Here is a 23158-nt window from a genome sequence, read left to right as displayed (position 1 = left end):
GGGGTATGATCCCCTAATTTTGATAAATGCTACTTGAGTAGGGCATTATTGGGATGGGAGTGGAAATATGATGAAGATAGAAAAAAACACCATACTATTTGATTTAGATGGCACATTGACGGATTCGGCTGAGGGGGTTATTCGTTCAGCACAGCATATGCAGGAGAAGATGGGCATTGAAAAATGGTCCGATAAAGACTTGAAGTTTATTGTAGGGCCACCGTTGATAAAAACCTTTACTGAAGATTTTAATATGAATCAGGAAGATGCCCATAGAGCATTGGAATTTTTTAGAGAAAGATATGCAACAGTTGGGTTGTTTGAGAACAAGGTCTATGAAGGTATTCCTGAAATGTTGCAGGAATTAAAGAAAAAGGGGAAGCGCTTGGCAGTTGCAACTTCTAAAAAAGAGGAAACAGCAGTGCGAATTTTGAAGCACTTCAAAATTGACCAGTATTTCGAGGTGATTGGTGGGGATAATCGAGAACTTGGGAGAGACACAAAAGCCAAAGTGATTGCACATGTAATGGAGGTAATGAACGTATCAAAATCAGATGTAATTATGGTGGGCGATCGAAAGTTTGACGTTGAAGGAGCGCATTCAGTGGGGATTCCTTGTATTGCCATTGAATATGGCTATGGAGATAGAGATGAATTTGAAGCTTGTGGTGCTGATTATATAGGAGCTACGCCTCAGGCTGTTGTGAATATGTTTTAATTTGGGCAATGAAAGGGTAGTTGCAATTTTGCAACTACCCTTTTTGATGTCTAAGCATATTACTACACTGCGCAAAGACATAGAAAACTTTGAAAAGGCTTATTCAGTCTTTTTGTTTAAATCAAGGATTCCAAGTATACTTTATTAAATGCTATTGCTTTTGTGGTTACTGATTTTGCTGGGCCTCCAACAACATTTCTTGCTTCTACGCACTGCTTTACAGAGATAGCAGCATAAACACTTTCATTGAAAACAGGAGAGATGGCCTTATATTCCCCAAGAGAAAGGTCGTCCAAGTTGGTGTTGTTTTGTATACAATAAAGTACCAACTTCCCAATGATTTCATGGGCATCCCTAAAAGGAACACCTTGTTTCACCAGCCAGTCGGCAGCATCAGTTGCATTGGTAAAGCCGCCTTTTGCCGCTTCCAGCATGTTTTCCTCTCTTACGGTAACGGAGGCAATCATATTGGTGAATACGGGTACACACATTTTTATAGTATCTATGGCATCAAACAGTGCTTCTTTGTCCTCCTGCATATCTTTGTTATAAGCCAGAGGTAAACCCTTCATAGTAGTCAGAAGTCCCATTAGGTGGCCGTACACTCTGCCTGTTTTGCCACGGATTAGTTCAGCCATATCTGGGTTTTTCTTTTGAGGCATAATGCTTGAGCCTGTGGAATAGGCATCATCCAGCTCTATAAAGCGAAATTCATGGCTGCTCCAAAGGATAATTTCTTCGCAAAAACGGCTGAGGTGCATCATCATAATGGAAAGATTGGAAACGAATTCAACACAAAAATCACGATCAGAAACACCATCCATACTATTTTGCGTGATTGCAGAAAATCCCAGCTGCTCTGCAACAAAATCACGGTCTAAGGGATAGGTTGTGGTTGCCAATGCACCACTTCCTAAAGGCAATACATCTGTGCGTTTCAAGCAATCAGATAAGCGATCATAATCCCTTTTAAACATTTCAATATAGGCCAAAAGGTGGTGTGCAAGGGTCACCGGTTGTGCTCTTTGCAGATGGGTATAGCCAGGCATAATGGTTTCTGTATGCTTTCCAGCTAGGTTATTTAAAACTTCCATCAGTTCTTTTAGCAAGGACTGAACTGTTTTAATCTCTTTTTTTGTATACATACGTGTATCCAAGGCCACCTGGTCGTTTCGGCTTCTACCTGTATGCAGTCTCTTGCCAACATTGCCAATACGGCTAATTAGGATAGACTCCACGTTCATGTGGATATCTTCTGCTTTTTCGTCAAAGGAAATTTCCCCTTTTTCGATATCGGCCAGTATCTCTTGTAATGTGGTTATGATTAAATCGGAATCTTCCTTGGGTATAATACCCTGTTTACCAAGCATTGCTGCATGAGCTATACTGCCTGTAATATCTTCTTGATACATACGGCTGTCGAAGGAGATGGAGGAGTGAAAATGGTCGGTGAAGCTATCGGTAGATTTAGTAAAACGGCCGCCCCAAAGTTTCATAAAGCACGCATCCTTTCTTATCTTTGTTGTAAAATCACAGGGCTTTGCTCCAAACCCGCAGGCCATTTATGGACAATTGGGTATGGGGCAAAGCCCCAAAAAAGGTTTTCTAATTATTTGTTCTGGATATTTTGCATCATCATTGCACGAACCTTTAAAGGCAGACCAAACAGATTGATAAAGCCATCTGCATCTTTATGATTATAGAGCTCGCCTGTTGTAAAGCTTGCCATGGATTCATTGTACAGGCTGTAAGGAGATGTGGAGCCTGCAGAAATGATATTGCCTTTGTATAGTTTCATCTTGACAGACCCTGTAACAGTGGCATTTGTAAAGTCAAAATAGCTGCTCAACGCTTCTCTTAATGGCGTGAACCATTCACCACTATATACCAATTCAGTAAATTTGTTGCTTGCAACTTCGTTAAAGGCCTGGGTCTTTTTGTCTAAGCAAAGATATTCTAATTCCCGGTGTGCATAGTAGAGGATGGCGCCGCCGGGTGTTTCATATACTCCACGAGATTTCATACCTACTACGCGGTTTTCACAAATATCGGTAATGCCGATGCCGTTCTTTCCGCCGATTTCGTTCAGTTTTGTGAGTAAAGCAACGGGTGCTAACTTTTCTCCGTTTACTGCAACAGGAATACCAGATTCAAAATCAACGGTTACATATTCGGGTACATCAGGAGCATCTTCTGGGGATACGCCCATTTGTAAAATGTGATTAAAGTTTGGTTCATTCGCAGGATCTTCTAGCTCCAAGCCTTCGTGGCTTAAGTGCCAAATGTTACGGTCACGGCTATAAGAATCATCTTTTTTCACTGGGAAAGGAATTCCTCGTGCTTCTAAATAAGCCATTTCGTCTTCGCGGCTTTCCATACCCCATGTATCCAATCTCCAAGGAGCAATAATTTTCAATTCGGGTGCCAATGCCTTAATGGTCAGTTCAAAACGAACCTGATCATTTCCTTTGCCTGTTGCCCCGTGGCAAATTGCAGTAGCTCCTTCCTGCTTTGCAATTTCAACCAATTTTTTTGCAATGATTGGTCTTGCCATAGAGGTACCTAAAAGATACTTTCCTTCATAAACAGCATTTGCTTTGATGCAAGGATAGATTGCATCTGTGATGAATTCTTCAGTTAAATCAGCTATGTAGAGCTTGCTTGCACCAGTGCGAAGTGCTTTTTCCTCTAAGCCATCGGTTTCTTTGCCTTGGCCTACATCGCCACAAACAGCAATAACTTCAGCGTCATAGTTTTCTTTTAACCAAGGGATAATAACGGAAGTGTCTAGACCGCCGGAATATGCTAAAACTATTTTTTCTTTCATAATGACCGTTTCCTCCTTATTGTTTCCAAATTAATATTTAATGAAATGAATAATATAAATGGATTATACATAATAGAGGGGGGAAATGCAATAGAAAATGATAAAAATAATCCTATTTGTGTATTAATATTAAAATGATTAGACGCTCCACTGAACTTTTGTCCATTTTTGATGGATAATGTGAATCTTAATAGTATAATTATGCAAAAATAAAAAACCAGTTTATACCACTGTGTATACATTATGATTTCAAAGGTTTGCTCTTTGCTTGATGTATATTTTATGGTATGATGTAAACTAGAAAGAATTTTGTTTACGAAAGAGAACAGATAAAAGGAGGGTGTTGCATATGAAAGTTTTAACATTTAAACGTGGTTGTAGGGTTGAAGTTGGTGTACTGAAAGACGATGGATCTGAAGTTGTACCTGTAAATTACTTAGGTTGTACTGCGCATAACATGAATGAATTTTTAGATTTGATGACACCAGAAAAGGAAAGAAAGCTGAAAAAAAACAAGGAATTGATGAGAGGTATTCCCATTAGAGAATTAAAAGTTATTTCTCCTATTCCAGAACCCAAACAAGATATGATTTGCCTGGGTATTAATTATTATGCACATGCTGAAGAAGCTGCAAAATTTCATGGGGAAGCATTTGGTGGTGAAAGACCTGTTCCTATTTTCTTTTCTAAGCGTGTAAATGTAGCTGTTGCTGATGAAGAAATGGTTGATGGCCATTGGGACATTGTTGATGGCATGGATTACGAAGTGGAATTGGGCGTTGTTATTGGTAAAGATGCAAAAAATGTTGCGGAAAAAGATGCCTTTGATTATGTATTTGGGTATACAATCGTAAATGATTTTAGTGCAAGAAACTTGCAGACTGCCCATAAGCAGTGGTACTTTGGTAAGAGTTTAGATAATTTCACCTCTATGGGACCTTGGATTGTATCCAAAAATGAATTTGAGAACCCTCCCACACTGGGTATCCGTTGCTATGTTAATGATGAATTAAGACAGGATAGTAATACTTCTATGATGATTACCGGGATTGCAGAAGTTATTAGTAAGCTGTCCCAGGGGATGACCTTAAAAGCAGGAACAATTATTGCCATGGGAACACCTGCGGGTGTTGGAATGGGATTTGATCCCCCGAAATTTTTGCAAAAAGGCGATGTAGTTCGATGTGAGATTGATGGCATCGGTTCTATAACGAATTACATTAAATAAAAATAATTGCTCAAAATAGATATAAAAGGAGCGCGGCACGAACCATGAATAAAATTAAAGTGATGAGTGTTTTTGGAACAAGGCCAGAGGCAATAAAAATGGCCCCCCTTGTGAAAGAACTGGAAAAAAATGAACAGGTAGAAAGCATTGTTTGTGTAACGGCCCAGCACAGAGAAATGTTGGATCAGGTTTTACAAATCTTTGATTTGCAACCTTCCTATGACTTGGATATCATGCAGTCACGCCAAACTTTGGCAGGAATTACAACCAGAGCTTTAACGGGTTTGGAAGAGGTGATGGCTAAGGAAAATCCAGACATCGTTTTGGTCCACGGCGATACCTCCACCACTTTTGCGGGAGCTTTGGCTGCATATTATAACCAAACAAAGGTAGGGCATGTGGAAGCGGGACTGCGTACCTATGATAAGTATCAACCTTTCCCAGAGGAGATGAATCGTCGGCTAACAGGAGCTTTAACAGATTTACATTTTGCACCTACTTCTTTGGCAAAGGAACATCTTTTGAAAGAAAATGTTGATGAAAGCACTATTTTTGTCACAGGAAATACAGTTATTGATGCTTTAGCACATACCATTGAAGAAGAATATACTTTTACTGTGGATGAGCTGAATCACATTGATTTTAAAAATAGACGTGTCATTGCCATGACTGCCCACAGACGTGAAAATCTTGGGGAGCCTTTGGAGAATATTTGTCGCAGCGTAAAGCGCTTGGTGGAACAATACCCGGATGTTGAAGTTGTTTATGCTGTGCACAAAAACCCTGCGGTTATGGAACCGGTAAACAGAATACTTGGTCAAGTAGAGAGGATTCATCTGACAGATCCTCTGGATTTAAAGGATATGCATAATTTGATGTGCCGTTCCTATTTGGTTTTGACTGATAGCGGTGGACTCCAGGAGGAAGTTCCTTCAATGGGTAAACCTGTTTTGGTATTGCGTAATGTTACAGAAAGACCTGAAGGTGTTGAAGCGGGTACATTAAAGCTTGTTGGTACTGATGAGGAGAAAATTTATTCCACAGCGAAGGAGCTTTTGGATAATGAGCAAGCCTATGCAAAAATGGCACAAGCAAAAAATCCCTTTGGTGATGGACAAGCCTCCAGGCGTATCGTCCAAAGTATTTTATTTGCTTTTGGCAAAACGGAGAATGGACCCGATGAATATACTATCTGTATCAATTCCAAGCAAAAGGAGGAACAACCTATGAAGGACGAAAGAATGGCAATTTTAAATATGTTGGAAAAAGGTATTATTAATGCAGAGGAGGCAGAACGTCTATTGATGGCACTGCAAAGCGGCATGAGTTTTGATAAGGAAAAAATAAGCAAAACTATGAATGACGCTTTAGGAAAGGCTGGTGATGCCTTTCATACTGTTGCCAAGGCAGTCGGTGAGCAGGCAGAAAAAATCCAACCAGTTGTAAAGGATGTAGCAAATAAGGTTTCCGAGAAAGCTGAAGATTTTGAACCTGCAGTTAGAAGCGCAGCATTTCGTATGGCAGAAATGATGGAAGGTTTTAAAGCCGATGTAAAAAATTATAAAGAAAAAATGAAAGAAAAGAAAGCAAGAGATGAGGCTGAAGACTGGGATGATGTTGACAACCAGGAGATGGAGCAACAGGATGAGGAAGCAGCACAAAGCCCTGATGTGCCCCTCTTGGAAAATGGTCTTTCTCAAGAAGAAGAAGAATATGCACGCAATGTAGAATCTGTTTTAAATTCTTTGCAGGATCAGTTGAGCCAAATTGACGATGCTGAAAATTTCTTAAAATCAACCTTTGGAGATGTGGATTTTGACTCCTGGGATGACGAAAATGAGGATAACGAAGAAGCAACTGAAGTTGCTGAACAACTGGTAGAAGGGAACCTCAATGAGGATGAACCTAGTGCTGATGAAAAGATAAAAACAGATGAAACAAAGGAACCAGAAACTAAATAACTTAAGACTATTGAATATGAAATGGTCGATATGCTATGTAAAGACGATAATCGCTGAAATGGGTGGTTATCGTTTTTCAATATTATTCTAAGGTTTTCGTCTGGGAAGAAACAAACGAACATAGAAGAAATGAGACATCGTCATGGGAAATTTAATGAGGATAGAACCATTCGTAAAAAGTATGGAGGCGTTTTTAATGAATTATAGCTTACGAGAGATGAAAAGATACATAGATAATTTATCCCACATATTTGATAAAATACGTTTGGTAGACCCCATAAAACGAAGAGTTTTAGTACTTATGGACGACAGTGGAATTGGCTGGGAGGACTATGTTTGTCATAAGATTTGGAATAAAGAGGAACGCTGTGAAAATTGTATTAGTATACATGCACTTCAACTAGACAAACGACTAACAAAATTCGAATTTGCAAATAATGAAGTATTTTTTGTAGTGGCGAAGCCTGTTGAGGTTATGCTTGAGGATGGAACCATTTACCGCCTTGTCATGGAAATACTATGTATGATGACAGATGAGGTGTTTTTCGAGGCCTACGGAAGAAATACTTTTGAATCGAGAATTGCCATGGTAGAGAAAAAAATATACGAAGATCCGTTAACAAAGGTTTATAACCGTAGGTTTTTTGATGAAAGAATGTTTTTATATCATAGTCAGGGAAAACCCATAGATTCAATTACATTTATCATGGTAGATTTACACGATTTTAAGAATATAAATGACACGTTTGGCCATGCAGTGGGGGATGCTGTATTGATTCAGGTGGCAAATGTGCTACAGGCTAGCATTTGTGATATTGGTGCTGTGGTTCGTATGGGTGGAGATGAATTTTTAATAATTCTAACAAATTGTGAACCACGAACAGCGGAAAAAGTTATTGCAAGAATAAAGGAAAAAATGGAACAGGAAATCAGAATAAATACTTCCAAAGAATATAGGGTAGTGGCAGACTTCGGTATTTCTCATAGCCCTAGTTTTGTCAACTCTCCTGACTGTATTGAACAATTGTTGGAAGTTGCAGATAAAAAAATGTATCTAGACAAAAATGGAACTTGTTTGTGGGAAATGAATGAATCGTTGGGTTAAAGGGTTAACACAAAAAAATAAGACAGCCGTAAAAGCTGTCTTATAAAAAATTATCTTATGCAAAGTGGGAAGAATGCATAACGACCATGAAAATAGTATGGTCGTTTTTTTGTGATTATTTGTCAATCAAATCATCCATCATATCATCAATAACTTCTTCCGCTTTCACAGCCATTTTTTTGCCTCTTTTCATCATTTTACGGTAAGTTTTTTGATCCTGCATCAAATAAGAAATACCGGCCATAGTTGCAACGCCGCCAAGAACGAGACCTGTCGTAAATTTGTTCATAGTTAAACCCTCCTTTTGGTTTATTATGTGGGAAAGAGAGATTTTTATTCTCTGAACATATAAAAAAAATAAAATAAAAACCCCCAGGAGCTAGTTACTTTCTAACACATGGAGGTATATTTTTATTCTCCTAGATCATGGAGGAAAAGTCCACTTCTTAATTTTGGCTCAAACCAAGTAGATTTAGGTGGCATGATACGCTCTGCATCAGCTACCCTTATTAACTCATCCATAGAGGTTGGATAGAGGGAGAATGCAAGCTTCATTTCGCCCCTATCCACCCTTTTTTCAAGTTCTGCTAAGCCACGGATACCACCCACAAAGTCGATGCGTTTATCTGTACGGGGATCGCCAATAGCCAAAAGTGGCTCTAACACTTCTTTTTGTAAAATGGAAACATCCAATCCTAAAACAGGGTCATGGGACAGGATTTCTTCTTTTGTTGTTAAAGAAAACCACTTTCCTTCTAAATATAGGCCAAATTGATGAGGCTTTTGTGGCTTTAACTGGCCTTCCCCCAAATAGGGTGCCACTTCAAACTTTGTGGTGAGAAGGGCAAGAAACTCTTCGGAAGTATGGCCGTTCAGATCCTTCACAACACGGTTATAATCCATAATTTTTAATTCATCCGCTGGGAAAAGAACAGAAAGGTAGTAATTATATTCTTCTTCACCTGTGTAAAGCTCTTTTAATTCTCTTCTTTTTAACCCGACCTTTACCGCCGAAGCATTACGGTGATGTCCGTCAGCAATATAAAGATTTTCCACTTGTCTGAAGGAATCCACCAGAATACCAATCTCGGTGTCGCTATCAACCACCCAAACGGTGTGGCCAATGCCATCTTCTGAAACAAAATCATAAATGGGCTGGTTGCTTGTTTTCCAGCCTTCAATAATAACTCTTGCTGTTTCATTATTTTTGTATGCCAAGAAGATGGGGCCTGTATTTGCATTTAATGTATCTACATGGCGGATCCTGTCAGCTTCTTTATCAGCACGGGTCAATTCATGCTTTTTGATGATTCCGTTCAAATACTCATCAATCGAGGTGCAGGCTACAAGGCCAGTCTGACTATTGCCATTCATAGTTAAACGATATATATACAAATTAGGCAGCAAATCCTGCATGAAAATACCCTGCGCAATCATATCTTCTAAATTTTCTTTTGCTTTTGCATAAACAGCATCGCTGTAAATATCAGTGCCTTGAGGTAAATCCACCTCGGCTTTATCTATATGCAAAAAGGAGTAAGGCTTCCCTTGCACCATTTCTCTTGCTTCTTCACTATTCATTACGTCGTAGGGCAGAGCAGCCACTGCTTCAGCATATTCTGCTTGGGGACGTATGCCCATAAAGGGTCTAATGGTAGCCATAATAGTTATCCTCCTTATTTCAATAATCGAACTTTAATAACGCTGTTAATGGCATATAAGTCTTGAATTAATTCTGCCTCGTTTTCTGGCAAATTATCACATACAATAATATTATAAGCCAATTCGCATTTTGAATTATTAACCAGTTTGTCGATATTGATGCTATATTTTGTGAACACAGCACCCAACTGACCAATCATATTTACAATGTTTCTATGAGAAACGGTAATACGAGGTTTTCCGTTATAGGGCACGGTGCAGTTTGGAAAGTTTACTGAGTTTTTAATGTTGCCAAAATATAAATAATCCCTTAGTTCCTCTGCCACCATAATAGCACAATTTTCTTCGGACTCGGGGGTAGATGCGCCAAGGTGTGGTGTAACGATAATATTTTCATGACCCAGTAGTTCTTTTTCGGGGAAGTCGGTAATGTATCGAGAAATAATGCCCTGCTCCATCGCGCTTAAAAGAGCAGTGTTGTCTACCAAACCGCCTCTTGCAAAGTTTAAAAGGCGAGCGCCTTTTTTAGTTTTTCCAAATAAATCATCGTTAAAAGTATTTTTTGTTTTTGCATTTAAGGGAATATGTATGGTGATATAATCGCTTTTTGCAACAACTTCTTCCATAGAGTCGGCCTTTTCTACAGATGGGGAAAGATGCCAAGCAGATTCTAACGAAAGAAAGGGGTCATACCCAATGACATCCATACCTAAATCGAGGGCAGCATTTGCAACCAAAACACCAATGGCGCCTAAGCCAATAACGCCTAAAGTTTTGCCTAAAACTTCAGGGCCAATAAAGTTTTTCTTGCCAGACTCAATATCTTTTTCCAAGGTTTCGCTGTTGGCAATGGACTGTACCCACTGGGAGCCATCAACAATACGACGGGAAGAAATTAAAAGACCGGTAAGGACCAATTCTTTTACGGCGTTAGCATTACCGCCAGGGGCGTTAAATACGGGGATACCCCTTTGTGAACAGCGCTCAACGGGAACATTATTTGTACCAGCTCCGGCACGTGCCACTGCCATCAAACGATCATTTAACTCCATGTTGTGCATATCAAAGCTACGCAGGATGATGCCATCGGGGTTTTCTGCATTGTTGTCTATTTTAAAGTGTTTGTCCGGTAATTTATGTAATCCAATCGGTGCGATATTGTTTAAAGTACGAATTGTAAACATGATACTCTCCTTATTTGTTTTCCATTTCAAATTTTTTCATAAAAGCCACAAGTTGTTCTACGCCTTCTATAGGCATAGCGTTATACATACTTGCACGCATTCCGCCAACGGTCCGGTGACCTTTCAGGTTAACAAACCCCTGTGCTTCTGCTTCTTTAATAAATTTTGCATTTAATTCATCTGTTGGCAAAATAAAGGGTGCGTTCATCAAAGAGCGGTCTTTTGGTACAACAGTTCCTCTAAACAAAGAAGAGGTATCTAAGTAATCATAGAGCAGAGCAGCTTTATATTCGTTTATTTTTTGAAGTGCGGCAACACCGCCCTGACGCTTAACCCAATCGAAAACAAGACCCATAAAATAGATACCGTATGTGGGTGGGGTGTTGTACATAGAATCATTTTCTGCATGGATGTCATAGCGAAGCATTGTTGGTGTGAAGTCCATAGCATTTCCCATCAAATCTTCTCGAATGATAACAACAGTTACACCGGCAGGCCCAAGGTTTTTTTGTGCACCTGCATAAAGTAAACCAAATTTAGAAACATCAATTTCCTCGGAGAGAATGGAGGATGACATATCCCCTACCAAGGGAACATCTCCAGTATTTGGCAACTCCGTCCAACGGGTTCCATAAATGGTGTTGTTCAAAGTGATATAGAAATAATCAGCATCGTTAGCAAATTTGGATGGGTCCAATTGAGGGATGCGGTTAAATGTTGTATCTGCAGATGTGGCCACTATGTTAACTTGGCCATATTTTTTTGCCTCTTCAGCAGCTTTTTTGGCCCACTGACCTGTAACAACGTAATCAGCCTTTTTATTTTTATTCATTAAGTTCATAGGGATCATGGCAAATTGTGTAGAGCCACCTCCCTGTAGAAATAAGATTTTGTAGTTATCCGGGATGTTCATCAATTCTTTTAAATCCGCCTGTGCTTTTGCTAAGATAGATTCAAACATTTTAGATCGATGGCTCATCTCCATTACTGACATGCCACAGGAAGGATAACATACAAGCTCACGTTGTGCTTGTTCTAATACTTCTACGGGCAGCATGGATGGTCCTGCTGAGAAATTGAATACTCTTTTTTCCATAAAATAAGCCTCCTAAAATAATTTGATATGGGACATTTGACGTCTTGTCTTTATAGGGTGGTCAAATGTTCAAATTTTGTCATAGAAGAATTATAACACCTTGAGAGAAACCGTCAACAAAAATGAGGGATTTTCTTGCATGGTACGATTTTTTTGGAGGAACGGGCAAAAAGGCAGAAGGGTTTTGTGAAATCCTTGGCAAAATGTACAGATGTTGCTGAAAAAAAGAAAAACAAAAATATTGGTTTGGAATAGTTGCCAAAGGACATCTTAGTATAAATGGCTTTTCTATTAAAAGATGCTATTTTTAATAGCTGAAAAAAGCAAAATAGTAGGCTATTTCTGTATTCTTGCATTCAATGATGTAGGATTAGGTGTAAAACAATGAAAAGATAAGTGGAAATTAAACTTGAGAAGGATCATGATTTGATAAAAAAGGGATTGTGAAGTTTTAATGCAGATATAAGTGAGAAAAACAGAATTGAAGAAAGTTTTTTTAAGTTTCTTCATAAGGTTATTAAGAAAGGGGGCGGACAAATGAAAGCAAGATTTTCCGTCAAAGAGAAATGTAGTATTTATTGTTTATGTGCAGTGATTGGCTTGTGTGTTTGTATTTCTGTTGTTGGAAGTCAAAAAAGTACTAGGGCAATGCTTCCTGTGGATCAAAAAGTGGTTATTTTAGATGCTGGCCACGGTGGATGGGATCCTGGAAAGACGGGAACCACTGGGGAGGATGAAAAACAAATTAATTTAGCAGTTATGGGGAAGCTACAACAATATTTGGAACAAGGGGGAGCAACGGTGCTTGTCACCCGTTCGTCGGATGAGGCATTGGGTAAAGGAAAAAGGGCGGACATGGCAGAACGTAAAAAAATTGCCAATGAAAACGAGGGAGATATCTTAGTGAGTATTCATCAAAATGCATTTCCCTCCTCTGGGGCAAAAGGTGCCCAGGTTTTTTATCATAAGTCTAGCGAGGATGGAAAAAAACTGGCCGAGTTGGTGCAAGAGAGCTTGAAAATCAACGTAGATGGTGAGAATAAACGTCAAGCGAAACAGAATAGTGATTATTACATATTGCGCACCACAGAGATACCAGCTGTTATTGTGGAATGTGGATTTCTTTCAAACAGAGGAGAAGAAGCACTTTTGAATGATGAGGCGTATCAAGATAAGCTGGCATGGGCAATTTATTTGGGTATTATAGACTACTTTTCTAATGATGAGGGTGTGTAATGATTTTGTTTACACCTCGGTAAAAACAGGCTATAATTAAAATAATAGATAAAAGAATTGTTCTTTTAAATAAGGAAGGAATAGAACATGGAAATTAATTTTGAAACGTTGGGGCTATCATCTGCTTTGGTGGGTGCTTTGGCAAAGCAAGGCATTGAAACCCCCACAGAAATACAACAGCATATGATACCTTTGATTTTATCGGGAAAGGATGTTATTGGTCGCTCGGAAACAGGATCGGGTAAGACATTTGCGTATCTTTTGCCTATTTTTGAACGCCTAGATTTGAACGTTAAAGGTGCTCAAGCAATTATTTTAACGCCCACCCATGAATTGGCAGCCCAAGTTTTTCATCAGGCAGAGCTATTAGAAAAAAATAGTGGGATGGATGTTGGCTGTATGCTAGTTATTGGTTCAGCAGGCATGAAACGCCAGATTGAAAAGCTTAGGGATAAGCCTCGGATAATCATTGGCTCCACAGGCCGAATTTTAGATTTGATTAAGCGAAAAAAGGTATCTGCTCATACCGTTAAGACCATCGTTTTGGATGAAGGAGATCGCCTTTTGGAGGATGGACACTTCAAAGATGTAGAAGGGGTTGTAAGATCTACCTTGAAGGAGAGGCAGGTTGTGTTACTATCTGCTTCGATAGGTCAGGAGACGAAAGCCCGTGGCAAGCAGCTTATGGCAGAAGATGCGTTGACCGTTGAGGCAAAAACAGGGAGTTTAGTGCCTCAAGGCATTTCTCATTTTTATATATTAACAACGCAGCGTGAAAAATTTGTACAAATCAGAAAAATTTTGGCTGGAGAGAAACCACAAAGAGCCATCGTATTTCTGAATAACCCTGAAAATATAGAGGTAACCGTAGATAAGCTTTGCTTTCATGGTATTAGGGCAGCAGGGATTTATGGAAAGGTTGGCAAGATAGACCGAAAAAATGCCTTAGATGATTTCCGACAAGGAAGAATTCAGGTTTTGGTGGCATCGGATATTGGTGCGAGAGGTCTTGATATTGAAGGGGTAACCCATATTATCAATATGGACGTTCCTGAGGAGCCTACTCATTATTTACACAGAGCTGGAAGATGTGGGAGAAAGGGAAGCCACGGTATAGCCATTACCCTAGTAACACCCTACGAAAGAAAATGGGTGCATAAGTATGAAAGGGTGTGGGGGCTTCGTTTTATACAAAAAGAAATGGCCTTTGGCAAGCTTGTTGACAGTGGAAAAACAGTAAAGGATTTAGACAAACCCAAAAAGAATAAGCCTTTGCAAGAAAAGGGTGTTGATGTAAAAACGGTGTATGAAGAAGCAACGGTGAACAGAACTTCCTCTTTACAGAAAAAGGCGAATCACAAAAAGAAGGATCATCAGGACGATAAAAAAGAAAATTTAGGTTTTTTTGCTGCAAAGGCCAAAAAGCAGGCGGAAAAAGAGAAAAATAGATTGCAAAACCCAAAAAAGTGATTGTCCTAAAGCGCAGAATAGGGTATGATAGATAGGTAAATTTTTTTACCTAAAGGAGGTACTAAATATGTGTGATAATTGTGAATGTGGTCATGAACATGATAACGAAGAGATGGAATTAGAAACAATGTTTTTAACACTGGATGATGATACAGAAATGGAATGTGGTATTCTTGGTGTATTTCAGGTTGAAGGCATTGAAGGCAAAGAATTTATCGCATTGATGCCCTTGGAAGATGAAACAGTATTGCTTTATGAATACAAGGAAATTGGCGAAGAGATTGAATTGAATGTGATTGAAGACGATGCAATGTTTGACAAAGTTTCTGAAGCGTTCAATGAATTATTTGACGACGAGGAAGAATAATAAGAAACGGGGAGAAAATCCCCGTTCTTTGTTTTTTTAAGGGAGGGAAGGGAATGATTGGCAAAAGAATGACAGCAGTTATGCTGGCAACTATGCTAGGAACTGCCTTGCCACTCACCGTTTATGGAGGTTGGCAGCAGAATAACCCATTGATTGCCCACGCATTAGGTGAGGTAGAAGGAAAGATAGAAACGAACTCAAGGGAGGCCTTTGAATCATCCTGGGGAAACGGTTTTCGGGCTTTAGAAGTTGATTTTACCTACACATCTGACGGTGTTTTGGTTGCTCGCCATGATTTTGAGAAGGATGGAACCTATTATCGTTTGGAACAGGAAGCAAATGCACCATTGGTGATGGATAAAAGTACCTATCAAAATAGTAAAATCATTTATGAACAAACGCCAATGACAGCAGTTGATGTTTTGGGATTGATGGCAGAGTATCCCGATGTGTATATTATTACAGATACGAAGGAGACGGACCAGGAAACGGTAAAAAGGCAATTTGGTGATTTGAAAAAGATTGCTGAAGCTATGGGAGAGCCTAAGGTTTTAGAGCGAATCGTTCCTCAAATTTACAATGAAGAAATGCATGATTGGGTTAAGGAAATATATCCATTTCAAGAATGGATCTATACCCTATATTTAAACAGTAACCCAAATTATGGGAAAATTGCAGATTTTTGTGCTGCAAAAGGGATTGGAACAGTCACCATACAAAAAGAACGGGTGACGCAGACAATAGTAGAAACCCTCCATGCAAAGGGAATTCAGGTATATGCCCATACCATAAACCGATACAAGCAATTTGAAGAGTTATTGGCAATGGGTGTGGATGGAATCTATACAGATCGCATTAAGCCTTATGAACTAGAATGGGTTGGCCTTTCTGACAGTCGGCAAGTAGTACAAAAAACAATGAGTTTTGGTCAGATGTCACTAACGTTGGATACACTACAAATTTTTAATGAAGATTATGTACCATTACGTCAACTGTCAAAGGTAGGAAAGGGTTTTTCCGCTACATTTGACAGCCAAAATAAAACATTGAGTTTGTCTTCGGGCAAAACTTTTACCTCATTGGGCAATGAACTATTGATGAACCATAGTGGAAAGTTGATTATGGAAAAAGGGGATTTTCGATTGATTTACGATGACAAGGAAACAAATATCTATCCAATTTTAGTGGATGGGGAAGTTTATGTTTCATTAAATCAAATGGTGAATCTCTTAGGCTTTGGTGCTTAATTTCATCCTTGACATAGGGTGTGAATCGTGCTATTTTGTAAATGGATGGAATCAATTTTTGCTGGGGGTGCCAATTATGGCTGAGAATCAAGCGTATTCGCTTGTTACCCTTTCTACCTGATCTGGGTTATACCAGCGTAGGGAAGCGTATTACTTGCGAAAACGGGCACAGCAAACGAGATATCGTAGCTGTGCCTTTTTTGAACAATTTTTCCAATGATTATTGTTTTAATCTGGGTACTTTCAGATAAAAGGTAAGAACAAGTTAGACTTAGATGATGCAAGATAAGAAACGGCAGATGTCGTAATGGTTAAGTTGGAATTTAGGGAAGATACAAACAGCCTTTCGCCTTAAGGATAAAAATAGATTTAAAGTTTATCTTCTGTGTGTATGCTTTTTAAAGAACGTTTGAATACAATTGGATTGATTATGTTCTGGAGTTTTGTTAAGGTCGTAATTTATAATGCTTTTATTTAGGAGGTTGATAGCATGAAGCACGTTTTAACCATAGCAGGGTCTGACACTTGTGGTGGCGCAGGTATACAGGCAGACTTAAAAACATTCTCTGCCCAGGGTACATACGGTATGAGTGTAATCACAGCAGTAACCGTTCAAAATACCCAAGGGGTTTTTGGATGTCAGGATATTACGCCTGAAATCATCCGTGGACAGATTGATGCCATTTATTCCGACATTCTAGTGAGTGCCGTTAAAATTGGTATGGTTTCTCAAATTGATACAATCCATGCCATTGCAGATAAGTTGCAGGAGTACCATGCAACAAATGTTGTAGTTGACCCCGTAATGATCTCAAAAAGCGGTTTTGACCTAATGCAACCAGAGGCAAAGGACACATTAATTAAACGTTTGATTCCTCTGGCCTTTGTGGTAACACCTAACCTGCCAGAGGCAGAGGTTATAACAGGACTGAAAATTAATGATTTGCCTTCCATGGAACTGGCGGCAAGAGTCATTCATCAGATGGGTGCGAAGAATGTGTTGATTAAAGGGGGACATTTGGAGGATGATGCAACGGATTTACTATTTGATGGTGAAAAAATTATTGCGTTGCATTCCGACCGTATTGAAACAAAAAATACGCATGGTACTGGATGCACATTATCCTCAGCCATTGCAGCAAACTTGGCAAAGGGAAAATCCGTGGAAGAAGCAGTACGCATTGCCAAAGAGTATATTACGGTAGCAATCGAACATGCTTTGGACATTGGTAAGGGCGTAGGCCCCACCAACCATTTTTATCAGCTTTACAACAAAGCTGGAATTTGGAATGAAGTAAAAGACTGAGATAACGCAAAAGAATAAGCGAAATTGGGCGGTAAACTCCTTGTAGGGGATTACTGCCTTTTTATTTTAGGTAGGTGGGAAAAAATAAATGAAATGTTATATTCTGCTGTTTTGTCGTATTAAGGGATTTTTTATTGTTTTTTTATCTTGGGAGGCATATAATTAAAAACAACTCTGACGAAACTTTTAGAAAGGATGATATTCCTTAATGGATAAAAAACTATGGAAATTATACTTTAAAACACTTATGCTGACCCTTATGGGGCTTTGTGGTCTTCTTGCAATACTTTATGGGGTGTTTGTATATACTATTGGTGGATTGAATCGCCAAAGTGTTGATGAGGGTTCCCTATCTGTAAATGAGGATTTAGGGGTGTATGGAAATCAAAAAATAATGAATGTGGCTTTGTTTGGCATTGATTCTCAGAATGAAGAAAACAAAGGACGTTCTGATGCAATTATGATTGCATCGGTAAATGGAAAGACAGGAAAGATAAAGTTGATTTCCATAGCAAGAGATACCTATGTGGATGTACCCAACCATGGGAAAACGAAGATTAACCATGCCTACGCATATGGCGGCCCTGAATTGGCAATACAGACAATAAATGAGAATTTTGACTTAGACATTACGGATTATGTTTCTGTAAACTTTGATTCTTTGGCAGATGTCATTGATGAAATGGGTGGTATTGAGTTGGAGGTAACAGAAGAAGAACGTTACCAGATTAATAACTATTTGTTAAAGGGTGAAAAATTACAGGAATCGGGCTTAGTGCATCTCACTGGGCCACAGGCTGTAAGCTACTCTCGTATCAGAAAGATTGGCGGGGATGTGGTGCGTGGGGAAAGACAGCGAAAGGTTTTGGAGTGTTTGTTCCAAAAGGCTTTGGAAATCAATCCGTTGCTATATCCCTCTTACGTAAAGAAATTTTCGCCAATGGTGGAGACTTCTTTGAGTAATGACGAAATTTTGAAGATTGCTTCGGTAGGGATGAAAGGTGGTCTTTCCTTGGAGCAGGCAGGAATGCCTAATGATAATATTAAATCAGGTGGGCAAACCATTGGTGGTGTTTGGTATTTTGTGTATGATATAGACCAAGCTGCAGATATGATAGAAAGTTTTATCTATCACGATATCTCTTTTGACCAGTATGGGAAGGATAGCATAGAAACAGGGGAGGAAAGTGAAATAGCTACTGAACAAAAAATTGTGAAGATTGGATGATTCTTTTGCAGAAAAATCTTTTGAATGAAGAACAAAAAACGGTGAATGTTTTTTTATTAGTATAAAATGGCGGAAAATATGTATGTATTGCATAAATTATGACGTTTTTTTTATACAAATTGCCTAATCACAATGATGTTTATTTATTGAAACAAAAAGTTTTCTTATTGACAAAGGCTTTGAAATTTGTATAATGAGGTTAGTTCATCTATATTGAGAAAAGCTAAGAAAAGAAGAGTACACCTTGTATGGTTTTACAGAGAACCTCCAAAAAAGCTGAGAAGGAGGAAATACGGAAAAGGTGGAAGATGGTCTTGGAGCTGCGTACCGAGAGGGTTAACCTTTAGGCTACGACGGGAAAGCCCGTGATAGCGACGGAGTATCGGCATAGTATTTTGCCCGTACTTGCAGAGGCTATAACTGCGAAGTTATGGTGAATTAGGGTGGTATCACGAAGCGTATGCTCTCGTCCCTTTGACAGGAATGTCTTTGGGAGGAGGGCTTTTTTAATTGCTTCCAAAGTATAGATCACTTTAGGGGGTATTTCTTTGGAATGATTCCAGTCAAAGAAATGGCCATAAACCAACCCTCCAAAACACTACAATTATATTTTACTTTAAAGCAAATACTAGTATTGCTTTTCAATATTTTTTGTATCGTATGGAAAACCCAGGTGTGTTCCAAAAAGCGATAGACGATTCATGAAAGTTTTTCTTATGGCATGCTGAAGGAAAAGGTGGTAAAAGTATGGGAAACAAGGAAGTTATGATTCATTTAGAAAGTATTTCAAAAAGCTTTCCTCAAAAAAGAGGATCCTTGGAAGTACTTAAAAACATTGATTTGGAGATTCAAAAGGGAGAAGTGTTTGGTATTATCGGAATGAGTGGTGCGGGAAAGAGTACACTGGTACGCTGCATTAACTTACTGGAAAGACCAACAGAGGGGCGTGTATACCTTGATGGGACTGAGCTGACCTGTTTGCCAGAAAAGGAATTAAGGCAGCAACGGCACTCCATGGGAATGATATTTCAGCAATTTCACTTATTGATGCAAAGGACAGCATTGGAAAATGTATGTTTTCCGTTAGAGATTTCCGGTGTTTCTAAGGATAAGGCGAAGGCAAGAGCTACTGAGCTATTAGAATTAGTTGGGCTAGGCGAGAGGCTAGGCGCATACCCATCCCAACTTTCAGGAGGGCAAAAGCAGAGAGTTGCCATTGCCAGAGCCCTGGCAACAGAACCAAAAGTGCTTTTGTGTGATGAGGCAACCAGCGCCCTTGATCCAAACACAACAGCAGGCGTATTACGTCTATTGAAAGATATCAATGAACGATTGGGTATTACCATTGTTGTGATTACCCATGAAATGAGTGTAATTCAAGAAATTTGCAATCGTGTTGCCATTATTGATGGTGGCCAGATTGCAGAAATGGGAAGTGTGGAGGAAATCTTCCGTGCGCCCAAAACCCAGGCTGGTAGAGAGTTGGTATATCATGAAGGGAAAAACAGAGAGGCCTTTGAAGGAGCGATTCCCAACTGTTACCGAGTGGTATTTAGGGGCGGAAGCTCGGGAGAGCCCATTCTGGGTGGTATGATGATTGAATGTAACGCAGTGGTAAATATCCTTTCGGGAAATACTCGCATGATAGAAGGTAAGGTATATGGCCAGATGATGATTCAATTGCCAGAAAGTAAAGAAACAAGAGAAAAGATGTTAGCATATTTGAAGGCGAGAGATGTTGAGGTAGAGGAGGTTGCGTATGTTTAAGGAGGGATTATTGGCCTTAATTGGCTCCGCATTTTGGGAAAGTATTTATATGACCATTGTATCTACTTTTTTTGCATACTTGATTGGCCTACCCATGGGGTTGGTTTTGGTAATGACAGATAAGGATGGGGTACGGCCTATGCCCATCATTCATCAAATCCTAGGGGTGCTCATTAATATCGTTCGCTCCGTACCTTTCCTGATCTTGATGCTAACCATTATGCCCTTCACAAAGATGGTTGTAGGTACTACGATTGGTCCTAAAGCGGCTATTGTGGGTCTTTTGGTGGCTGCAGCACCTTTTATTGCAAGATTGGTTGAATCATCTTTAAAAGAAGTCGAAAGAGGTGTGGTGGAGGCTGCCCAATCTATGGGTGCATCCCCAATGCAAATTTTGGTGAAGGTTCTTTTGCCTGAAGCAAAGCCATCATTATTGGTTGGTAGTGCCATCGCTGTTACAACAATTTTAGGATATTCTGCTATGGCTGGCTTTATAGGAGGTGGTGGACTGGGTGCTATTGCAATCAATTATGGTTACCACAGAGGCCAATCAGACATTATGTACATCATGGTAATACTGCTTGTTATAATAGTACAGGTTTTACAAGAGGTAGGAATGCAGATTTCAAAAAGAACAGATAAACGTTTGTAAACCAAAAAGGGTTTCCAAATATAAATGAAAGAATGAGGAGGAAGAATATTATGAAGAAATTTTTTGCATTATTATTAACAGGGGTTTTGGCTTTCGGCGTTGTAGGTTGCGGTGGCAGCACAAATGAAGCAGGAAACCCAGGAGAAGCAGAAGCAGGTGGTGATGAAGCAGGGGCAGTGACATTAAAGATTGGTGCATCTCCAACACCCCACTCAGAAATTTTAAATGCGGCAAAAGAGGAATTGGCTGCAAAAGGAATTAACTTGGAAATCGTTGAATTTACTGATTATGTTCAGCCTAACTTAGCTTTGGATAGTGGAGACTTGGATGCAAACTACTTCCAGCATGAACCCTACCTGGACTCCTTTAACCAGGAACATGGCACAGAACTAGTAAATTTAGGCGCTGTTCACTATGAGCCAATGGGTATTTATAGTACAGCTGTAACAGATTTAGTTGAATTGCCTGAGGGTGCAAAAATTGGTATTCCTGCTGACGGTACAAATGGTGGCCGTGCGCTGTTGTTGTTGGAAGCAAATGGTTTGATTAAGTTAAATCCTGAAGCTGGTATTTCTGCAACAAAATTGGATATCAAAGAAAATCCAAAAAACATTGAAATTATTGAAATGGAAGCAGCACAGCTACCTTTATCTATTGGTGATTTAAGCTTGGCTGTTATTAATGGTAACTACGCAATGCAAAATGGCTTAAAGACGGAAGATGCTTTGGCAATTGAAGCGGCAGATTCCTTGGCGGCTACAACTTATGCAAACATTATTGCTGTAAACACAGGAAATGAAACAAAACCTGAACTAGCTACTTTGCTTGAAGTATTAAAAGGACAGACAGTGGCAGATTTTATCACCAATACGTATGGTGGTGCAGTTGCTCCTATCGTATAATTTGAACGAAAAGAAAAACCTCTGATTTCTAAGAAATCGGAGGTTTTTTTAGCAAGCAGATCAATGATTTAATAGCTGGTGGAGTTTTAGAGGACTAGTAGATTGATAATATGTAATTGTTTGGGGGAGGGATTTTGTAAATTTTCTCTTTTGCAGGTTGATGTGAAAAGAGCTTAGAACCTAAAGACAGGAATAATTTGTCTGATAATAAAAGGAGGAATTCACGTAGGTTGAATTCCTCTCAAAAAATTTAGTTATTGTTTTCCTGTTGAACCAATGCCGCCCCTATCTTCGTTACCTAGATTTTCTGTTTCCTCAAAAGAAATGGCAGGCTGATGCTCAAAAATACGGAATTGGCAAATGCGGTCGTTTACGTCAATTACAGTATCTCTCATTGCTAAAGCGGGGAAAAACCATTGATCATTATTACCACAATAACTTTCATCCACAATACCACAGTGGTTTGTCTGGATAACACCAAAGTTCTTGAAGGTTGAACTTCTGGGAACAATATGTGCTTCGAAACCTTTTGGTAACTGCATAGCAATGCCTAGGGGAATCAAGCGAAATTCTCCTTGCTTTAATTGAATTTTTTCCGCAGCACGTAGGTCAATCCAGTCGGATTTCCCATCGATATAGCGTAATTTTTCTATTTTATCACTAAGGTATTTAATTTTAATGGTCTCCATGTAAATTCCTTTCTGTTACTCCGCATTATACAGATAAAGGGAGTTATTCTTCCGTGACTTTTGTACGTCGATGATTCTTTGGTTGAAGCTACCTTTCCAGTGAAGCTTAGAATCTTTTAAATCTTCCACAAAGCGGCCATCCACCAAAACATCGATAAATTCCATGATGGGTAATGCGCTAATTTCTTCCCAACGAAAGCCTGTATAAAGCCAAATATTTTGATCGGGAAAACGCTCTTTTATATGTTTGGCTAAAATGGTCATGTCTTCCCGATTACCCATATAGAGAGGATCGCCACCGCTAAGGGTGACCCCGCTAATATAATCATGATCTAGGGCGTCAAAGAGCTCGTCTTGTGCTGATTCATCAAAGGGAATGCCTCCATTTGGATCCCATGTCACAGTGTTATGGCAACCTTTACAGCCATGGTCACAGCCTGCAACCCAAAGTACAACACGAAGGCCTTCTCCGTTTAGCATATCATCCTTCGTTATATTATGATAACGCATATG

At 39.3% G+C, this 23158-nt stretch carries 21 protein-coding genes, 1 riboswitch and 1 other annotated feature; of the genes, 13 read left to right on the top strand and 8 right to left on the bottom strand.

Features of this window, described 5'->3' with window-relative positions; genetic code table 11:
* The first annotated feature begins 67 nt into the window (after window positions 1-67).
* On the top strand, window positions 68-718 hold the full coding sequence (locus ABVZ64_RS03780) for an HAD-IA family hydrolase (RefSeq protein WP_352399728.1): 651 nt from the start codon (window positions 68-70) through the stop codon (window positions 716-718).
* Between the two features lie 116 nt (window positions 719-834).
* Here ABVZ64_RS03780 and argH read toward each other — a convergent pair whose 3' ends face one another.
* Both argH and ABVZ64_RS03770 read right to left on the bottom strand, forming a co-directional pair.
* Window positions 835-2214: an argininosuccinate lyase gene (argH, locus tag ABVZ64_RS03775; protein ID WP_352399727.1), complete on the bottom strand. Its 1380-nt coding sequence runs from the start codon at window positions 2212-2214 to the stop codon at window positions 835-837.
* A gap of 113 nt (window positions 2215-2327) precedes the next feature.
* Complete coding sequence (locus ABVZ64_RS03770) at window positions 2328-3545, bottom strand: argininosuccinate synthase (RefSeq protein ID WP_352399726.1); 1218 nt, start codon at window positions 3543-3545, stop codon at window positions 2328-2330.
* A gap of 349 nt (window positions 3546-3894) precedes the next feature.
* Here ABVZ64_RS03770 and ABVZ64_RS03765 point away from each other — a divergent pair, with 349 nt between their 5' ends.
* From ABVZ64_RS03765 to ABVZ64_RS03755, 3 genes are all read left to right on the top strand, one after another.
* Window positions 3895-4773 carry a fumarylacetoacetate hydrolase family protein gene (locus ABVZ64_RS03765; protein WP_352399725.1) on the top strand — a complete coding sequence of 293 codons (879 nt, stop codon included), beginning with the start codon at window positions 3895-3897 and terminating at the stop codon, window positions 4771-4773.
* A gap of 44 nt (window positions 4774-4817) precedes the next feature.
* Entirely contained in the window at window positions 4818-6734 is a 1917-nt protein-coding gene (wecB, locus tag ABVZ64_RS03760) for a non-hydrolyzing UDP-N-acetylglucosamine 2-epimerase (RefSeq protein ID WP_352399724.1), read from the top strand.
* Window positions 6735-6930: 196 nt separating this feature from the next.
* Window positions 6931-7839 (top strand): GGDEF domain-containing protein, encoded by a 909-nt coding sequence (locus ABVZ64_RS03755; protein ID WP_352399723.1) that lies wholly within the window; start codon window positions 6931-6933, stop codon window positions 7837-7839.
* 115 nt (window positions 7840-7954) lie between these two features.
* Here the strand turns inward: ABVZ64_RS03755 and ABVZ64_RS03750 are convergent, their stop codons facing one another.
* The 4 genes from ABVZ64_RS03750 to serC all read right to left on the bottom strand — a co-directional run bounded on the left by ABVZ64_RS03750 (window position 7955) and on the right by serC (window position 11781).
* On the bottom strand, window positions 7955-8128 hold the full coding sequence (locus ABVZ64_RS03750; protein ID WP_352399722.1) for a hypothetical protein: 174 nt from the start codon (window positions 8126-8128) through the stop codon (window positions 7955-7957).
* A gap of 122 nt (window positions 8129-8250) precedes the next feature.
* Window positions 8251-9501, bottom strand: a complete 1251-nt coding sequence (locus tag ABVZ64_RS03745; protein ID WP_352399721.1) for a DUF1015 domain-containing protein — start codon at window positions 9499-9501, stop codon at window positions 8251-8253.
* Between the two features lie 14 nt (window positions 9502-9515).
* On the bottom strand, window positions 9516-10685 hold the full coding sequence (locus ABVZ64_RS03740) for a 3-phosphoglycerate dehydrogenase family protein (protein WP_352399720.1): 1170 nt from the start codon (window positions 10683-10685) through the stop codon (window positions 9516-9518).
* Between the two features lie 10 nt (window positions 10686-10695).
* A complete protein-coding gene (gene serC / locus ABVZ64_RS03735; protein WP_352399719.1) occupies window positions 10696-11781 on the bottom strand; it encodes a 3-phosphoserine/phosphohydroxythreonine transaminase in 1086 nt (361 codons plus the stop codon).
* Window positions 11782-12318: 537 nt separating this feature from the next.
* Between serC and ABVZ64_RS03730 the strand changes: the two genes are divergently transcribed.
* The 9 genes from ABVZ64_RS03730 (at window position 12319) to ABVZ64_RS03690 (ending at window position 21956) form a co-directional block, all read left to right on the top strand.
* A complete protein-coding gene (locus ABVZ64_RS03730) occupies window positions 12319-13017 on the top strand; it encodes an N-acetylmuramoyl-L-alanine amidase (protein WP_352399718.1) in 699 nt (232 codons plus the stop codon).
* Between the two features lie 87 nt (window positions 13018-13104).
* Window positions 13105-14487 carry a DEAD/DEAH box helicase gene (locus tag ABVZ64_RS03725; RefSeq protein ID WP_352399717.1) on the top strand — a complete coding sequence of 461 codons (1383 nt, stop codon included), beginning with the start codon at window positions 13105-13107 and terminating at the stop codon, window positions 14485-14487.
* Between the two features lie 67 nt (window positions 14488-14554).
* Window positions 14555-14854, top strand: coding sequence for a DUF1292 domain-containing protein (locus tag ABVZ64_RS03720; RefSeq protein WP_352399716.1), 300 nt, complete (start codon window positions 14555-14557; stop codon window positions 14852-14854).
* Between the two features lie 53 nt (window positions 14855-14907).
* Window positions 14908-16101, top strand: a complete 1194-nt coding sequence (locus ABVZ64_RS03715; RefSeq protein ID WP_352399715.1) for a phosphatidylinositol-specific phospholipase C/glycerophosphodiester phosphodiesterase family protein — start codon at window positions 14908-14910, stop codon at window positions 16099-16101.
* 53 nt (window positions 16102-16154) lie between these two features.
* Window positions 16155-16262: riboswitch (TPP riboswitch) on the top strand.
* A 329-nt stretch (window positions 16263-16591) separates the two neighbouring features.
* Window positions 16592-17407: a bifunctional hydroxymethylpyrimidine kinase/phosphomethylpyrimidine kinase gene (gene thiD / locus ABVZ64_RS03710; protein WP_352399714.1), complete on the top strand. Its 816-nt coding sequence runs from the start codon at window positions 16592-16594 to the stop codon at window positions 17405-17407.
* Between the two features lie 208 nt (window positions 17408-17615).
* Window positions 17616-18635: an LCP family protein gene (locus tag ABVZ64_RS03705; protein ID WP_352399713.1), complete on the top strand. Its 1020-nt coding sequence runs from the start codon at window positions 17616-17618 to the stop codon at window positions 18633-18635.
* A 216-nt stretch (window positions 18636-18851) separates the two neighbouring features.
* Window positions 18852-19112: a binding site (T-box leader), on the top strand.
* Window positions 19113-19382: 270 nt separating this feature from the next.
* A complete protein-coding gene (locus ABVZ64_RS03700) occupies window positions 19383-20402 on the top strand; it encodes a methionine ABC transporter ATP-binding protein (protein WP_352399712.1) in 1020 nt (339 codons plus the stop codon).
* Window positions 20395-21054 (top strand): methionine ABC transporter permease, encoded by a 660-nt coding sequence (locus ABVZ64_RS03695; protein ID WP_352399711.1) that lies wholly within the window; start codon window positions 20395-20397, stop codon window positions 21052-21054. Before ABVZ64_RS03700 ends, ABVZ64_RS03695 begins: the two co-directional genes overlap by 8 nt.
* Window positions 21055-21104: 50 nt before the next feature.
* Window positions 21105-21956, top strand: a complete 852-nt coding sequence (locus ABVZ64_RS03690) for a MetQ/NlpA family ABC transporter substrate-binding protein (protein ID WP_352399710.1) — start codon at window positions 21105-21107, stop codon at window positions 21954-21956.
* A 254-nt stretch (window positions 21957-22210) separates the two neighbouring features.
* On the opposite strand, the gene ABVZ64_RS03685 is transcribed toward ABVZ64_RS03690, so the two are convergent.
* Together ABVZ64_RS03685 and nrdG are read right to left on the bottom strand one after the other, a co-directional pair.
* Entirely contained in the window at window positions 22211-22645 is a 435-nt protein-coding gene (locus tag ABVZ64_RS03685) for a dUTP diphosphatase (protein WP_352399709.1), read from the bottom strand.
* 15 nt (window positions 22646-22660) lie between these two features.
* Complete coding sequence (gene nrdG, locus ABVZ64_RS03680) at window positions 22661-23155, bottom strand: anaerobic ribonucleoside-triphosphate reductase activating protein (RefSeq protein WP_352399708.1); 495 nt, start codon at window positions 23153-23155, stop codon at window positions 22661-22663.
* Window positions 23156-23158 lie beyond the last annotated feature (3 nt).

This window comes from Anaerotignum sp. (genome assembly GCF_040307045.1).
Lineage (GTDB): Bacteria > Bacillota > Clostridia > Lachnospirales > Anaerotignaceae > Chakrabartyella.
Note: the sequence above shows the minus strand (reverse complement) of the source record. Positions and strands in the feature narration are given on the sequence as shown.

Bases quoted from the DNA above. Each gene is read 5' to 3' on its own strand.
- ABVZ64_RS03780 (WP_352399728.1), top strand. From the start codon at position 68: ATGATGAAGATAGAAAAAAACACCATACTATTTGATTTAGATGGCACA.
- argH (WP_352399727.1), bottom strand. From the start codon at position 2,214: ATGAAACTTTGGGGCGGCCGTTTTACTAAATCTACCGATAGCTTCACC.
- ABVZ64_RS03770 (WP_352399726.1), bottom strand. From the start codon at position 3,545: ATGAAAGAAAAAATAGTTTTAGCATATTCCGGCGGTCTAGACACTTCC.
- ABVZ64_RS03765 (WP_352399725.1), top strand. From the start codon at position 3,895: ATGAAAGTTTTAACATTTAAACGTGGTTGTAGGGTTGAAGTTGGTGTA.
- wecB (WP_352399724.1), top strand. From the start codon at position 4,818: ATGAATAAAATTAAAGTGATGAGTGTTTTTGGAACAAGGCCAGAGGCA.
- ABVZ64_RS03755 (WP_352399723.1), top strand. From the start codon at position 6,931: ATGAATTATAGCTTACGAGAGATGAAAAGATACATAGATAATTTATCC.
- ABVZ64_RS03750 (WP_352399722.1), bottom strand. From the start codon at position 8,128: ATGAACAAATTTACGACAGGTCTCGTTCTTGGCGGCGTTGCAACTATG.
- ABVZ64_RS03745 (WP_352399721.1), bottom strand. From the start codon at position 9,501: ATGGCTACCATTAGACCCTTTATGGGCATACGTCCCCAAGCAGAATAT.
- ABVZ64_RS03740 (WP_352399720.1), bottom strand. From the start codon at position 10,685: ATGTTTACAATTCGTACTTTAAACAATATCGCACCGATTGGATTACAT.
- serC (WP_352399719.1), bottom strand. From the start codon at position 11,781: ATGGAAAAAAGAGTATTCAATTTCTCAGCAGGACCATCCATGCTGCCC.
- ABVZ64_RS03730 (WP_352399718.1), top strand. From the start codon at position 12,319: ATGAAAGCAAGATTTTCCGTCAAAGAGAAATGTAGTATTTATTGTTTA.
- ABVZ64_RS03725 (WP_352399717.1), top strand. From the start codon at position 13,105: ATGGAAATTAATTTTGAAACGTTGGGGCTATCATCTGCTTTGGTGGGT.
- ABVZ64_RS03720 (WP_352399716.1), top strand. From the start codon at position 14,555: ATGTGTGATAATTGTGAATGTGGTCATGAACATGATAACGAAGAGATG.
- ABVZ64_RS03715 (WP_352399715.1), top strand. From the start codon at position 14,908: ATGATTGGCAAAAGAATGACAGCAGTTATGCTGGCAACTATGCTAGGA.
- thiD (WP_352399714.1), top strand. From the start codon at position 16,592: ATGAAGCACGTTTTAACCATAGCAGGGTCTGACACTTGTGGTGGCGCA.
- ABVZ64_RS03705 (WP_352399713.1), top strand. From the start codon at position 17,616: ATGGATAAAAAACTATGGAAATTATACTTTAAAACACTTATGCTGACC.
- ABVZ64_RS03700 (WP_352399712.1), top strand. From the start codon at position 19,383: ATGGGAAACAAGGAAGTTATGATTCATTTAGAAAGTATTTCAAAAAGC.
- ABVZ64_RS03695 (WP_352399711.1), top strand. From the start codon at position 20,395: ATGTTTAAGGAGGGATTATTGGCCTTAATTGGCTCCGCATTTTGGGAA.
- ABVZ64_RS03690 (WP_352399710.1), top strand. From the start codon at position 21,105: ATGAAGAAATTTTTTGCATTATTATTAACAGGGGTTTTGGCTTTCGGC.
- ABVZ64_RS03685 (WP_352399709.1), bottom strand. From the start codon at position 22,645: ATGGAGACCATTAAAATTAAATACCTTAGTGATAAAATAGAAAAATTA.
- nrdG (WP_352399708.1), bottom strand. From the start codon at position 23,155: ATGCGTTATCATAATATAACGAAGGATGATATGCTAAACGGAGAAGGC.